Consider the following 13,623-nt stretch of genomic DNA (forward strand, 5'->3'; position numbering starts at 1 on the left):
CACCAGGGCTGATGCCTGGAACGGCGGGTGCGGTGGCGGACCGTCGACCAGGTCCTACATTTCGCTAAAGCCGCCATCAAATGGAAGTCGAGCCCGGTTTACGGGCCGCACCCCGATGGGACGTCTCGGCTGATGAGCCCTGCGGCCCTCCGGGCCGCCCTCTGGCACCACCGGCACCTGAGGGGGCGGGCGCGCCGCGGGGACTTGACAGACGCTCGGCAACTTATCTATAAATCTGTTCGTAGGTTTCCTCTGGTTCAGAGAACAGGTATCCCGGCACCCAGCCCGGGTGCCGGGGGATCTTCGGAGGTGATGGATTCATGTTGCTGACGTCGATCGATCCGTTCGTGCAGGAGTTCGAGCGCCAGTTCGACCGGCTGGCCCGGCAGGCCACGGCCCAGGGCTCCGGGGCGGGGATGCCGATGGACGGCGTCCGCCGCGCCGACGACGTCGTCCTGCGCTTCGATCTGCCCGGTATCGACCCCGGTTCCATCGAGGTCACCGTCGACCGCGGCGTGCTGTCGGTGACGGCACGGCGCGAGGAGGAGTACGGCGAGGACGAGCGGGTCTTCGTCCGCGAACGGGTGATGGGGGCCTTCACCCGCCGGGTCTACCTGTCGGAGCACCTCGACGCCGGGGCGATCGAGGCCGCCTACGACAACGGCGTCCTGGCCGTCCGGATCCCGGTGCTGGAGAAGGCGAAGCCGCGCAAGGTCGCCGTCCAGAGCTCCGGCGGCACCCAGAAGGCGATCAAGAGCTGAGCGCATGGGACTGCCCGCCGACGACGAGCACGCGGCCCTGTTCACCGTGGGGCAGGTCGCGCAGATGCTGGAGGTCCGGCAGGCGTTCCTGCGCCGGATCGACGACCAGCGGGTCGTGTCGCCCGAGCGCTCCGCCGGCGGGCAGCGCCGCTACAGCCGCCACGAGATCGGCCGCATCCAGCAGGTCGTGACGATGATGGGCGAGGGGATGACCCTGCCCGCCATCCGCCGCATCTTCGAGCTCCAGCACGAGCTCGCCGAGATCACCCGTGAACGGGACGAGCTGGCCCGCCGCCTGGCCACCTCCCGCGACGAACGCCCATCGCGGGAGCCCGGCCGCGGCTAGGGGTTCAGCGGGCTGGTGTCGAGGCCGCTCAGGAGATCGCGGACGCTGTCGTAGACGGCGGCGGCGCCTGCCTGCCGCAGTTCGGCGCGCGACCAGCCGCCGGTGAGCACGCAGACGCACGGGAGGCCCGCGCGGGCGGCGGCCTCCACGTCCCAGCCGATGTCGCCGACGAACACCGCCCGGTCCGCGGGAACGCCGGCGCGGTCGAGCGCGAGCCGGACGATGTCGGGGGCGGGCTTGCTCTGCCCGACCTCCGAGGCCGAGGTCGCCGCCATGATGGCGTCCTCGGCGTCCAGCGCGGCGCGCAGCGCCCGCATCTCGGGCTCGGCGGCGGAACTGGCCAGGACGACCCGGCTCCCCCTGGCGGCGCAGGCGCGCAGCAGGTCGGCGGCGCCGTCGAACGGGGCGAGCCGCGTCCAGTACTGGGCGTAGAGCACCGCGTGGGCCGTGCGGATCGCGTCGTCGCCGGACCGGTCGCGGTCCGGCGGCAGGATCGCGTCGAGCAGCTTGTCCGAGCCCATCCCGATCGCCCGGTGCGCCTCGGCCGTCACCACCGTCAGGCCGTGCTGCCGCGCCGCCTCCCACCACGTGACGGCGTGCAGGTAGGTGGTGTCGACCAGCGTGCCGTCGACATCGAACAACACCGCATCGATCATCTCGATGGCCTACCCGCCGGGACGGGACGGAATCGGCGTGTCAGCGGCGGTAGATCGTGATGGAGTGGCCGACCTCGTCGATCGGGTCGCTGCCGCGGATCAGCGTCAGCAGCGGCCCGCTCGCCTTGGCGATCCAGCTGTCGGACACCACCAGGAGCCCGCGGACCTGGTCCGGGGGCACCGCGAGCGGGTCGGCCGCGTGGATGCCGTAGTAGGACAGGACGCCGCTGCCCTTGTAGACGAGCCAGATCCGCTCGTCCGGATACCGCCGCCGGAGGTGGTCGGCGAGCCGCTCCAGGTCCTGGCCCCAGTCGACATTGGAGTCGTGCAGGCGCAGGTGGGTCTTGGACGGCCCGCCGAACGCCTCGTTGGAGTACGGCAGGTAGTAGGGGTGCGTCCGGAGGACGCTGACCGCGACGAACAGCAGCAGCGCGGCCGTCGCGGCAGGCGCCCGGCGCCATCGGAAGGCGGTCGCCCCGGCCGCCGCGACGGCCAGGAACATCGGCACGAAGATGACGTACCGGACGCCGAGATCGCGGGAGCCCGACATGGCGGCGGCCAGCAGCGCGGCTACGGGGACGAGCACGTACGGCGCCGCGGGCCGCAGCCGGGGCACCGTCACCATGGCGGCGATACCGGCCGCCCACAGCACGAGCGCGCCGAGCGGCGTCTTCACCAGCAGCGCGGACGGCAGGTAGTACCACCGCGAGCCGCGATACAGCCGGCCGAACAGGAAGCCGCTCCAGGTCGAGTCCTCGAAGCCGAACTGGACGCGCATGCCGTCCCGGTAGGGCGACGGGAACGGGAGCCAATCGGCGAGGAGCCCGCGCATGCCTCCGATGTCCGGCACGGTCGCGGGCGTCGTCCAGCGCAGTCGCGGGTCGACGGCGAGGTAGCAGGCCCAGACCACCGCGATGGCGATCAGGGCCGTCCCGCCCGCCGCCGCGACGGGCCGCGCGATGCTCCGCCGGTCGCCTGTCCGGCGGACGGACAGGATCGCCAGCGCCAGCAGCACCGGGACCGCCGGTAGCGTGCTCATCTTGGTGGCCAGTGCCGCGCCGAGCGCCACCCCGGCCAGCGGAAGGTAGAGCACCGGCCGGTGCCGCGCCCGCCACAGCAGCCACACGGCCGTCAGCAGGAAGCCCGCGGCGGGGACGTCGAGCGTGGCCAGCGATCCGTGCGCGATGACGTCGGGCGAGAACGCATACAGGGCGAGCGCCATCAGCCCGCCCACCGGACCGGCCAGGTCACGGGCGAACGCGAAGACCACCAGGCCGAACAGCAGCGTCAGGACGATCATCGGCAGCCGCGCCGCCAGCAGCAGCCGTTGCGCGTCGTTGCCGGACTCGTACAGCAGGTGCCGTCCCACCGCCTCCTGGGGGCCGGTGAAGTCAGGGTCGAGACGCGGGCGGGCGAACGCCGTCCCGGCCCCGATGAGCAGCTTGCCCAGCGGCGGATGCTCGGGGTTGTACCGCAGGTCGTGCTGCCGCAGGTAGACCACCGCCGTGCCCACGTACACCGGCTCGTCGATGGTCGGCGACTGCGCCCGGGCCGTGGCGGCCATCGCGGCCGCCATCTCGGCGAGCAGCGCGACCACGATCAGGGGCTGCACCCACCGCCGATGCCGCCGCAGCGCCCGGAGCCGCGCGTCGGCGCCCGCGCTCGCGGACCGGACGGTCCCCGCGAGCTGCGACATCATCGGCCCATCGTCCCACCCGGGGCGGCGGCCCTCAGGGTTATGCGCAGGCCGTCACTTGCAGTCGCCCGGGCAGCGGCCGCGGAAGCCGCCGTACTCCTGGATGACCCTGATCAGCATGCGGCGGACGACGGCGCTCTCGGGGCTGGTGTTGTCGGCGAGGGGGGCGAGCCGCGCCTCTCCGATCGCCTCGGCGTGCTCCATCACCAGGGCGCCGTCGTCGGTGCGCTCGACCAGGATCCGGCGGCGGTCGGCGGTGTCGCGGCGCCGGGCGACGAGGCCGTCGCGCTCCAGCCCGTCGAGGGTGCGGCTCATGGTCTGGTCCTGGACGCCGCAGCGGACCGCGAGCTCCCGCTGGGGGAGCGGCCCGTGGGCGAGCTCGTACAGGACGGTGACACCGGCGTGCGTCACCCCCAGATCGGCGACTCCGGCGTCGAAGGCGTGCTCGACCAGGCGCGCGGCGGCCGTGAGCAGGCGACCGGTGTGCCAGCTCGCCAGGTCGTCGTCAACGACGGCAGGGAGCCGGACGGGGCGGTCAGACATCGTTCACCCGGAAATTACGTCGCCAGTGTCAGTGGGGCTCACTAGCCTACTTACACTGATTGGTCAGCATGCTGAACACTCGCTTACGGAGGAAACCCCCCGATGATACGAAGAGTGATGGCGTGGCCCAGCGGGAGGTGGGCCAAGTGGGGTGTCGTCGTGTTCTGGCTCGTCGCCGTCGCCGCGCTTGCGCCGCTGGGCGGGAAGCTCACCGACGTGCAGAAGAACGACATGTCGGCGTGGCTCCCCGCGAACGCCGAGTCCACCAAGGCCCTGGCCCTCCAGGAGGACTTCCGCGCCAAGGACACCATGCCCGCGCTGGTCATCTATGACCGGCCGTCAGGGGTGACGCCGGCCGACCTCGACAAGGCGAAGGCCGACGCGAAGGCGTTCCTGGGCGTGCCCGACGTCCAGCAGGAGAACGTCCAGCCGGTCCGGTCGAAGGACGGCAAGGCCATCCAGACGGTCGTCACGATCAAGCTCGGCGACGAGGGCTGGGGCGGCATCACCAAGACCGTCGACAAGATGGTCGACATCGCCGATACCGGCGGTGGTCTCGGGGTGCACGTCACCGGGCCCGGCGGTTACGCCGCCGACTCCGGCAAGATCTTCAGCGGCGGCGACAACACGCTGATGTTCGCCACCGTCGGCGTGGTCGTGCTGATCCTGCTCATCACCTATCGAAGCCCGCTGCTGTGGCTGCTGCCCATCATCACCGCGGGCCTGGCGCTGGGTTCCTCGCAGGGGCTGATCTACCTGCTGGCGAAGAACGCCGGCCTCACCGTCAACGCGCAGAGCTCGTTCATCTTGACCGTGCTCGTCTTCGGCGCCGCGACGGACTACGCCCTGCTGCTCATCGCCCGCTACCGGGAGGAGCTGCGGCGCCACGAGGACCGGCACGAGGCGATGGCCGAGGCGCTGCACCGCTCCGGCCCGGCGATCATCGCCAGCGCCGCGACGGTGGCGGCGAGCCTGCTCGTGCTGGTGCTCGCCGAGCTCCAGTCCACCAAGGGCCTCGGCCCGGTCTGCGCGGTCGGCGTCGCGGTCGGCCTGCTGGCCATGATGACGCTTCTGCCGGCGTTGCTGGTCATCTTCGGCCGCTGGATGTTCTGGCCGGTCCGGCCCTCCTTCGGCTCCGCCGAGCCCACCGAGGGCGGCATCTGGGCCCGCATGGGCAAGCGCATCAGCGTCCGTCCCCGCATCGTGTGGATCGGCACCGCCCTGGTGCTCGGCGTGCTGGCCATCGGCATGGTCGACCTGAAGGCCGACGGCCTCGCGCAGAAGGACGGCTTCACCAAGACCACCCAGGCGGTCACCGGTGAGGAGATCCAGGCCGCGCACTTCCCGGCCGGATCCGGCCAACCGGTCGTGGTGATCGCGAAGGCCGCCGCGGCCGGGGAGGTCAAGACGAAGCTGGCCGGCATCCGCGGCATCAACTCGGTCGGCGAGCCCACCGTCAAGAACGGGCGCGCCTACATCGAGGGCACGCTCAGCGACGGCGCCGACAGCAAGGCCGCCGAGGACACGGTCGGCCGGGCCCGCACGGAGCTGCACAAGCTGGACGGAGCGTCCGCCTTGGTCGGCGGAGGCACCGCGCTCAAGGTCGACATGGACGACGCGTCGGCGCACGACGTGAAGCTGATCATCCCGGTCGTGCTGATCGTGGTGTTCGGCATCCTCGCGCTGCTGCTGCGGGCGCTGGTCGCGCCGCTGCTGCTGATCGGCACGGTGGTGCTGTCGTTCGCGGCCACGCTGGGGGTCAGCGCGGTCGTGTTCGAGCACGTCTTCGGCTTCGCCGGGGCCGATACCTCGTTCCCGCTGTGGGCGTTCGTCTTCCTCGTCGCCCTCGGCATCGACTACAACATCTTCCTGGTCACCCGGATCCGGGAGGAGGCCGCGACGAGCGGCACCCGGCGCGGCGCGCTGACGGGGCTGGCGGCGACGGGCGGGGTCATCACCTCGGCGGGCCTGGTCCTGGCGGGCACCTTCGCGGCGCTGGGCTCGATGCCGATGGTGTTCACCGCCGAGATCGGTTTCGCGGTGGCGTTCGGCGTGCTGCTCGACACCATCATCGTCCGCTCCGTGCTCGTCACGGCGCTCACGCTGGACGTGGGCCGGTGGATGTGGTGGCCGAGCAGGCTCGGCAAGCGCGGGGACGGCACTCCCCCGGCGGGCGAGGAGGACCTCCGCCCCGCCATGGCCGGTAAGTAGGGCCGGCAAGGAGCGCGACCGGGGCGCCTCTCCCCGCACGGCGAGAGGCGCCCCGCACCGCACGGATCGCGATCATACGGTCACTTATAGTGATCGCATGGACGATCCACAGGCGGAACGGCTGATCGAGACGGCGACCCGGATCTTCGCCGAACTGGGGTTCGACGGCACGTCGACGCAGTTGATCGCCGACTCCGCCGGCGTCGGCATGGACGTCCTCCGCGAGTCCGCGGGGACGAAGGCCGACCTGTACCGGGCCGTGATGCGGCGGGCCGACGCCGCCGAACAGGAGGCCATGCGCGCCGCGATGGACGGGTTCACGCCGAGCCGTCAGGGCGTGGTGGCCCTGGCCGACGCCTACCTGGACTTCCAGATCGCCCGTCCGGACGTCATGGCCCTGTGGCTGCACCGGTGGATGGGGGACGCCGCCGACGTGCCCGGCCTGGAGGACCTCTACACCAGGCCGCTGTCGATCCTGGTCGCCGGCGCGATACGCGACCTGGTCCCCGGCGACGTCGACCCCGACCACCTGGTGTGGACCGTCGTCTGGTGCGTCTACGGCTTTCTCAGCGGCGGCATCGTCTACTCGGGCCCCGGCGAGCCGTGGGCCTTCCGTCCGATCCGCGGGCAGACCCCCGAGGGGCAGGAGCGCGCCTCCGTCGAGCGCTTCCGAGCCCACCTGCACACCCTGCTCGACCACCTGCTGACCCCGCTGGACGACCGGCGCGGCTGAGGCCTGCCATGAAATGCGCCCTACTCCCATTCCCAGCGGATGCCGTGGTAGCCGGCCGCCATGCCGAACTCGATGAGGTGGACGCTGTGGTAGCTGGACATGTGCAGGTCGGAGGTGTCCTTCAGGGCGGTGTGCCCGTCCGGGCGCCAGGTGCGGTAGAGGCGGGCGGGCAGCGTCGACGGATGGAACCGTACCTCGATCAGGTACTCGTGCTGGGGCGTGCGGAAACCGCGTCCCTCCTCGGTGATCGGCGGGCCCGTCTCGTCGAACCCGAACCCGTACTCCAGCAGGTACGTCTCGCCGCGCCGCAGCGGGCGGTCGAACAGCAGTTCGGCGGCGATCAGGCCGCTGGCCTCGTCCATCCGGACGCGTCCGAACCGGCAGCCGCGCGTGGTGCGGGACGTCGGCAGGACGCCGTGCGGGTGGTGGTAGACGGCGATCCACCGGTCCACGCCGCGCTGCTGGGCCTGGAAGACCGTGCGGGTGTGCACCTCCAGCAGCTCCCGGCGGGCGCCGATCAGGTACCGGTCGTGCAGGCTGAGGCCGGTGAGCAGCCTCTCGCCGTGGTCGCCGATCTCGTCCAGCAGGTCCTTCACGCCGGGCTCGGGGCACAGCTCCTCGACCGGCAGCCAGGGGGCCGCGGAGCGCTCGGTGGTCGGCTTGAGCAGCGCCAGCAGCGAGTGGCGCGGCAGCTCCAGGATCGTCTCCAGGCCGCGGACGGCCCGCAGCGAGTCGATGCGCTCGGGCCTGGTGCGGCCGCGCTGCCAGTAGCTCAGCGTGGACAGGCTGATGGCGATGCCCTGCTCGGCGAGACGCCGCCGCAGGAATTCGAGACTGACGCCCCTCGCCTGGATTGCGGCGTGCAGGGCGACGTTGAAGGGACCGTATTGCAGGAGCTGGACGAGTTCGTCCTCGGTCACGTTCGGCACGGCTCAACCTCCGGATGCGCCTGCCGCGGCCCACGTCGCTCGGCGCGGTGAGAGCCTGCGGGGCCGCGACTCAACTGTCGGGAGCTTAGGTCTGGTCGGCTGCCGAATCAGGCGTCCGGCCGAACAAGTTTTGATACGAACGTGCGCCGCCGATCGGTTCATCCGGAACGCGCGCGGTCAGGAGGACCGGGCGAGAGTCCTGAGGCGTGCGGGGTTGACGATCACCGCGTGGATGATGGGCGCGAAGGTCATCGCCATCAGGTAGAGGCCGCCGGTCAACGAGTTCTCAGGCAGGACGATGAGGAGGGTGAGCAGCACGGCCGTCAGGACGGCGTAGACGGCCGCCGTGACGATCCACCACCGGTGCCGGTGCCGGAGGCCGATGTAGAGGAACGCGGCCCACGGCGTGAAGCCGAAGGAGAGCGTCGGCAGGATCCACAGGCTGTGCCTCAGCTTCCAGCCCGCGCCGTGGGACGGGACGGGCGCCGAGGCGTGCGGCCAGGACGGCCCGGACGGCCCAGCGGCGACCGACGGCGCCGAAACCGGCTGCATCGGGTGGGCGGCGGCGTGCCCCCCGGAGGCCGAAGGCGCCGGTTGGGTGCCGGGGTCCTGGGCCACGTCCGCCGACACGGGAAAGGCAACGCGCTGCTGCGCAAATGACGCGGGCGTCGGCAAGGCGGCGAAGTGCTGCGCCGACGCCGCAGCGGCAGGCGGGGGCGAATCCGCCGGGGCGGGGAAGGCGGCGGCGTGCGAAAGGTCCGGCCTGGCGGACGGGTGGCCCGCCGGGTGGCCCGGCGGGGGTGCCGTCAGCCGTACCAGGGCCCGCGCGTACAGGTGGATCCCGCCGGACGCGACGCCCGCGGGGACGATCCCGGCGAGCGGTCCGGCGCCGGCGGTGAACGGGAGCAGGCCGTCGAAGACCTCGCGGGCGCCGGACGGGCGCTGGAGCGGCTCCTTGCCCAGCAGCCGGCGGACGAGCCACTCCAGCTGCGGCGGCATATCGGCGCGGCCGAGCGGGGCCGGCGGCTGCTCCAGGTGCAGGTAGTTGAGAGTGTGCGGGGACGCGGCCTCGAAGACGGGCCGTCCCGCGAGCATCTCGTAGAGGACGCAGCCGAGGGCGTACAGGTCGCTGTGCGGGATCGCGCGCTCACCGCGCAACTGCTCGGGCGCCATGTACGCGGGGGTGCCGACGGTCTCGCCGGTCCTGGTGATGCGCGGGACGCCCGCCGCGTCCAGCACGGTGGCGACGCCGAAATCCAGGACCTTGGCCATGCCGTCCCTGGTCAGCATCAGGTTCTGCGGCTTGAGGTCGCGGTGCACCAGCCCGCGGTCGTGCGCGACGGCGAGGACCGCGCACACCTGGGCGCCGATCGCCGCCGCCCAGGGGACCGGCAGCGCGCCCTCCTCGGCGATCAGGTCGCCGAGCGTGTACCCCTCGATCAGCTCCATCACGAGGTAGAGGCCGCCGTCGTAGGAGCCCGCGTCGTGCACGGCGGGGACGCCGGGATGCTGGAGCCCGGCGGTGATCGACGCCTCCCGGGCGAAGCGCCGGACCAGCTCACCGGGGTCGGCGCGGCCCGCGAGGTGCTCGTCGGTGAGCAGCTTGATCGCGACCCGGCGGCCGAGCTGGCGGTCCGCGCCCTCCCAGACCTGCCCCATGCCCCCGCGGCCGAGGGGCGCGGTGAGCTCGTAGCGGCCGGCGAGCACCCCAGGTGCCATCGTGCCCCCCTCCGGGGAGCCCCCACGCGCGGCCCCCAAGAGCAGACATTCTGGCGTATACGAACGATCATCAGGAAGCGGACGGCGATCTTCAGGAAGCGGGCGGGCGAAGACGGCCCTGGACGACCCCGTCCGCGAGCAGCCGCGCCATCTCGCCGCCGAGGGCCGCGCCGTCGCGCAGGGCGTGTTCGAGCTCCTGCGCCCGGCGGAAGATCGCGCCGAGGCGGCGCTGCTCGTCCAGCGGCGGGCGGGGGACGCGGGCGCGCCGGGGATCGGTCCGCCCGCCGGTGGTGGCGCCGGCCGCGGAGCGGGTGTTGGCGGTGCTGCGCAGGATCCCCGCGAGGTAGTGCGGGTCGAGCGCCGCCGGGTCCGCGCGGAGCAGCCACAGGTGGTGGCCGAGGAGCGCGCCGCCCTCGTCCACCACGCGGGCGGCGAAGCGGCGGGCGGCGGCGGTCACGACGACGTCCCCGGTGCGGAGGGTGATCCAGGGCTCGCCGGGGAGCACCCGTCCGGACGGGGCGCGTCCTTCGGCGACGTCGTCGGCGGTCAGGAGCGGCCGGCCTGCGGGGTCCGGATCCGGGTCCCGTCCGGACGGCCCTTGCAGGACGGTCAGCACGCCGATGCGGACGAGCTCTGAGACGGAGGTGTCCGGCACGTCGCGGGGCGCGGCGGGTTCGGCGTCGGGCACGAGGGAGTCGAGGCGCCGGACGAGCGCGGCCATGCGGTCCCGGGTCCGCACGTACTCCTGGGTGGTGCGGGCGGACCCGGAGGCCGCGACGTGCCGTCCGGGCGCGAGGTCGACCTCGTCGTCGAGCAGGTCGATGAGGGGTACGGCGCGGGCGATGCCCGGCTCGTCCACGTCGGGCGCGTGCTGGAAGGCGCGCCACAGCCGGACCACCGCGTCCGGTTCGGCGCCCTCCACCATCAGCACGCCGGGCGGGGCGGCGCCGGACGGGCGCCGCAGCAGCCAGAGGTGGTGGGAGTCGGAGAGCGCGGCGACGGCCCGCAGCGCGCCGCGCCGCAGCAGCTCGGCGCGAATCCGGCGGCCCGACCGGCGCCCGGCGGCGGCGGGCGGCATGAGGACGGCGGCGAGCCCGCCGGGCACCAGGTGGGCGAGGGCGTGCTGGACCCAGGCCAGCTCCGGCTCCATCCGCGGTGGCAGCCCGTACTCCCAGCGCGGGTCGGCGGTGAGGTCCTCGTATCCCCAGTGCCGGTCGTGGAAGGGCGGGTCGCACAGGACGGCGTCGACGGTCGTCCCGGCGAACGCGTCCTGCCGCAGCGCGTCACCGGCCCGCACGTCCACGCCGGACGCACCCGACGCACCCGACGCACCCGACGTGCGGAACGCCAGCCGGGTGCGCGCGATCTGGGCCAGGCCCGCGTCGCGCTCCTGCCCGAACAGGGGCCGTTGGGAGCCGCGCACGGCGTCCAGGAGGAGGGTGCCGGGCCCGCAGGCGGGGTCGAGGACGGGTCCGGCCCCCGGGTCGAGCAGGTCCGCCATCAGCGCGGCGACCTGCGGCGGGGTGATGTCGGAGCGGCGGGAGTGCGTCTCGATGTGGCGTCCGGCGAGGAACTCCAGCGCCTCCCGGGCGCCCCACGCCTCCGCGAGCTGCTGGACGGAGCGCAGCACGGCGTCCCACGCGGTGCCGGACGAAGCGGGCGGGACGGCGGTGCCCGCGGCCAAGTGCAGCAGGAACACACCGACCTCGCCGATCACGGCGGCGGGCGAGGTGTCGCCGGCGGCGGCGCGGACCCGCTGCCAGACCTCCTCCTCGATCGGCACCTCGCGCAGCTTGCCCTGCCCCCGCAGCCAGGCCGTGACCTGGCCGAGCGAGAAGACGGGGCTGGCGGACGTGCCGCCGACCGGTCGCGGGAAGTCGGGGTGGCGGCGCCGCCAGTTGCTCACCGCGGCCCGGCCCACTCCGGCCAGCCGGGCGATGTCGGCCGCGGTCACCGTGCCGTCGTCGGGCGCCTCCGGCAGCCTGCCGGGTGCCTCCGGCACTCCGTCGGGCGCCTCTGGCGCTCTGTCGATGGGCGCCTCCGGCGCTCTGTCCATGGGCGCCTCCGGCACCGGTCTGCCCTCCTGTCGTCGGGGTCACGGACGCTACCCCGCGCAGCGACGCGTGTCGACACAGCCACGCAGGTCGTGTATCTGAATCACATTAGTTGTGAACTTGATTCACTCATGCTCTAATGGGCGCCGCCACCGAACCACCGCCGTACCGCCCCGACGCCTTCGGATCGACGGTCCCGCATGGGTCCGAACAGGTCGCGGGTCAGCAGGAAGGGCCACCCATGCGACATTTCGACCACATCCCCGGTGAGGACCGCCGGCGCCTGTTCCACCGGCAGCCCGCCTCCTTCCACCGGGACGACCCCGTCGAGGTCATCGCCATGGCGCTGGGCGCGACGCTGTACTCCCCGGCGACGCGTCCCGCGCTGGCCGCCGACATCACCGGCGGCGCCCGCTACGGGGTGGCGAGCATGGTGGTCTGCCTGGAGGACGCGATCTCCGACTCGGACGTGCCCGCCGCCGAGGCCAACCTGGTGACGCAGCTGCGCAAACTCCACGAGGAGGACCCGGACGGGGTGCCGCTGCTGTTCGTCCGGGTGCGGACGCCGGAGCAGATCCAGGACCTCGCGGACCGGCTGGGCCCGGCGCTCGGCTTGGTCACCGGGTTCGTCCTGCCGAAGTTCACCGTCGCCCACGGCGGGGCCTTCCTGGACGAGGTGGCGCGCGCCGAGGAGCGGACGGGGCACCGACTGCTGGCGATGCCCGTCATCGAGAGCCGCGACGCCGTCCACCACGAGACGCGCATTGACACGCTGCTGGACATCGCGCGCCTGCTGGCCAAGCACCGCGAGCGCGTGCCCGCCGTGCGGCTGGGCGCCACGGACATGTGCGGGGTGTTCGGGCTGCGCCGCCCGCCGGACGTGACCGTCTACGACCTCCATCCCGTGGCCGGCGTGATCGCCGACGTGGTGAACGTGCTGGGCCGCGCCGATGGGACGGGGTTCGCGGTGACCGGGCCCGTGTGGGAGTACTTCTCGTCCGGCGAGCGCATGTTCAAGCCGCAGCTGCGGCAGGCGCCGTTCGAACGGGCGCACGCCGTCCCGCTGCGCAGGCGCATCATCACCGCCGAGCTGGACGGGCTGATCCGCGAGGTCTACCTCGACAAGGCCAACGGGCTGACCGGCAAGACGGTGATCCATCCGAGCCACGTGGCAGCCGTGCACGCGATGTCAGTGGTCACTCACGAGGAGTACTGCGACGCGGCCGACGTGCTCGGCGTCGCGGACGGCGGCGCCATGGCCAGCAGCTACGCCAATAAGATGAACGAGGCCGGCCCGCACCGGGCCTGGGCGGAGCGGCTGATGCTGCGCGCCCGGCTGTTCGGCGTCGCCGCCCCCGACATCGCCTTCGCCGAGCTGCTGGAGGCCGCGGGCGCCCGCGCCACGACCGCCACCGCCTGACAGGAGAGAACCGATGGAGCAGACCTTGCAGCTCGCCAAGGGCGGGAACGCGGCGCTGAGCGGCCCGTCCGCCGTCGTCACGATCACGGCGGCCGCGCCCGTCGACGTCTCCGCCCTCCTGCTCGGCGCGGACCGCAAGGTCCGCGGCGACCACGACCTGGTGTTCTTCAACCATCCGGCGCAGGACGGCGTGTCCGTGGACGGGCCCGCCGTCACCGCCGACCTCGGGCGGGTGCCGGCCGAGGTGACCACCATCGCCATCGTGGCCAGCGTCGACGCCGACCGCCCCGGCGCGCGGTTCGACGCGTCCACCACCCCGCGGGCCGCGGTGGCCTCCGGCGCGGACGCGATCGAGTTCGTCCCGCCCCCGCTCGTGGACGGCGAGACGGTCGCGGTGCTGCTGGAGCTGTACCGGCGCGGCGACGGCTGGAAGGCGCGGGCGGTCGGCCAAGGATGGGCGAGCGGCCTCGCCGGTCTCGCCGCCGACTTCGGGGTGACGGTGGACGACCCGGGCCCCGCCGCGCCTGCCGCCCCGTCCGCGCCCCCGCAGGACAC

General features: G+C 73.1%; 12 protein-coding genes. 6 read left to right on the forward strand and 6 right to left on the reverse strand.

What is annotated here, in order from left to right; genetic code table 11:
* The first annotated feature begins 320 nt into the window (after window positions 1-320).
* On the forward strand, window positions 321-761 hold the full coding sequence (locus E1298_RS16960) for an Hsp20/alpha crystallin family protein (RefSeq protein ID WP_131894287.1): 441 nt from the start codon (window positions 321-323) through the stop codon (window positions 759-761).
* A gap of 4 nt (window positions 762-765) precedes the next feature.
* Window positions 766-1,107, forward strand: a complete 342-nt coding sequence (locus tag E1298_RS16965; protein WP_131894289.1) for a helix-turn-helix domain-containing protein — start codon at window positions 766-768, stop codon at window positions 1,105-1,107.
* Here E1298_RS16965 and E1298_RS16970 read toward each other — a convergent pair.
* From E1298_RS16970 to E1298_RS16980, 3 genes are read right to left on the reverse strand one after another with little or no spacing between them, the layout of a single operon-like run.
* Window positions 1,104-1,751 carry an HAD family hydrolase gene (locus E1298_RS16970; protein WP_243725625.1) on the reverse strand — a complete coding sequence of 216 codons (648 nt, stop codon included), beginning with the start codon at window positions 1,749-1,751 and terminating at the stop codon, window positions 1,104-1,106. The two genes, E1298_RS16965 and E1298_RS16970, sit on opposite strands and share 4 nt — an antisense overlap.
* Before the next feature lie 52 nt (window positions 1,752-1,803).
* Window positions 1,804-3,462 carry an ArnT family glycosyltransferase gene (locus E1298_RS16975; protein WP_131894293.1) on the reverse strand — a complete coding sequence of 553 codons (1,659 nt, stop codon included), beginning with the start codon at window positions 3,460-3,462 and terminating at the stop codon, window positions 1,804-1,806.
* A gap of 51 nt (window positions 3,463-3,513) precedes the next feature.
* Window positions 3,514-4,002: a MarR family winged helix-turn-helix transcriptional regulator gene (locus E1298_RS16980; protein ID WP_207944676.1), complete on the reverse strand. Its 489-nt coding sequence runs from the start codon at window positions 4,000-4,002 to the stop codon at window positions 3,514-3,516.
* A gap of 117 nt (window positions 4,003-4,119) precedes the next feature.
* Between E1298_RS16980 and E1298_RS16985 the strand changes: the two genes are divergently transcribed.
* Window positions 4,120-6,213: an MMPL family transporter gene (locus E1298_RS16985; protein WP_243725626.1), complete on the forward strand. Its 2,094-nt coding sequence runs from the start codon at window positions 4,120-4,122 to the stop codon at window positions 6,211-6,213.
* A gap of 97 nt (window positions 6,214-6,310) precedes the next feature.
* Entirely contained in the window at window positions 6,311-6,946 is a 636-nt protein-coding gene (locus tag E1298_RS16990; RefSeq protein ID WP_131894297.1) for a TetR/AcrR family transcriptional regulator, read from the forward strand.
* 20 nt (window positions 6,947-6,966) lie between these two features.
* Here the strand turns inward: E1298_RS16990 and E1298_RS16995 are convergent, their stop codons facing one another.
* The 3 genes from E1298_RS16995 to E1298_RS17005 form a co-directional block, all read right to left on the reverse strand.
* Window positions 6,967-7,875, reverse strand: a complete 909-nt coding sequence (locus tag E1298_RS16995) for a hypothetical protein (protein WP_131894298.1) — start codon at window positions 7,873-7,875, stop codon at window positions 6,967-6,969.
* Between the two features lie 177 nt (window positions 7,876-8,052).
* Entirely contained in the window at window positions 8,053-9,594 is a 1,542-nt protein-coding gene (locus E1298_RS17000) for a serine/threonine-protein kinase (RefSeq protein ID WP_131894300.1), read from the reverse strand.
* 91 nt (window positions 9,595-9,685) lie between these two features.
* Complete coding sequence (locus E1298_RS17005; protein ID WP_131894302.1) at window positions 9,686-11,650, reverse strand: N-6 DNA methylase; 1,965 nt, start codon at window positions 11,648-11,650, stop codon at window positions 9,686-9,688.
* A gap of 239 nt (window positions 11,651-11,889) precedes the next feature.
* Here E1298_RS17005 and E1298_RS17010 point away from each other — a divergent pair, with 239 nt between their 5' ends.
* Together E1298_RS17010 and E1298_RS17015 are read left to right on the forward strand one after the other, a co-directional pair.
* Window positions 11,890-13,068: an HpcH/HpaI aldolase/citrate lyase family protein gene (locus E1298_RS17010; protein WP_131894304.1), complete on the forward strand. Its 1,179-nt coding sequence runs from the start codon at window positions 11,890-11,892 to the stop codon at window positions 13,066-13,068.
* A 13-nt stretch (window positions 13,069-13,081) separates the two neighbouring features.
* On the forward strand, window positions 13,082-13,623 hold a 542-nt coding region (locus tag E1298_RS17015), incomplete at its 3' end, for a TerD family protein (protein ID WP_165975496.1).

It is taken from the genome of Actinomadura rubrisoli, from assembly GCF_004349215.1.
Lineage (GTDB): Bacteria > Actinomycetota > Actinomycetes > Streptosporangiales > Streptosporangiaceae > Spirillospora > Spirillospora rubrisoli.

Excerpts from the sequence above, each read along its gene's own strand:
- E1298_RS17000 (WP_131894300.1), bottom strand. The coding sequence starts at position 9,594 with ATGGCACCTGGGGTGCTCGCCGGCCGCTACGAGCTCACCGCGCCCCTC.
- E1298_RS16960 (WP_131894287.1), top strand. The coding sequence starts at position 321 with ATGTTGCTGACGTCGATCGATCCGTTCGTGCAGGAGTTCGAGCGCCAG.
- E1298_RS16990 (WP_131894297.1), top strand. The coding sequence starts at position 6,311 with ATGGACGATCCACAGGCGGAACGGCTGATCGAGACGGCGACCCGGATC.
- E1298_RS17005 (WP_131894302.1), bottom strand. The coding sequence starts at position 11,650 with ATGGACAGAGCGCCGGAGGCGCCCATCGACAGAGCGCCAGAGGCGCCC.
- E1298_RS16985 (WP_243725626.1), top strand. The coding sequence starts at position 4,120 with ATGGCGTGGCCCAGCGGGAGGTGGGCCAAGTGGGGTGTCGTCGTGTTC.
- E1298_RS16980 (WP_207944676.1), bottom strand. The coding sequence starts at position 4,002 with ATGTCTGACCGCCCCGTCCGGCTCCCTGCCGTCGTTGACGACGACCTG.
- E1298_RS17010 (WP_131894304.1), top strand. The coding sequence starts at position 11,890 with ATGCGACATTTCGACCACATCCCCGGTGAGGACCGCCGGCGCCTGTTC.
- E1298_RS16975 (WP_131894293.1), bottom strand. The coding sequence starts at position 3,462 with ATGATGTCGCAGCTCGCGGGGACCGTCCGGTCCGCGAGCGCGGGCGCC.
- E1298_RS16965 (WP_131894289.1), top strand. The coding sequence starts at position 766 with ATGGGACTGCCCGCCGACGACGAGCACGCGGCCCTGTTCACCGTGGGG.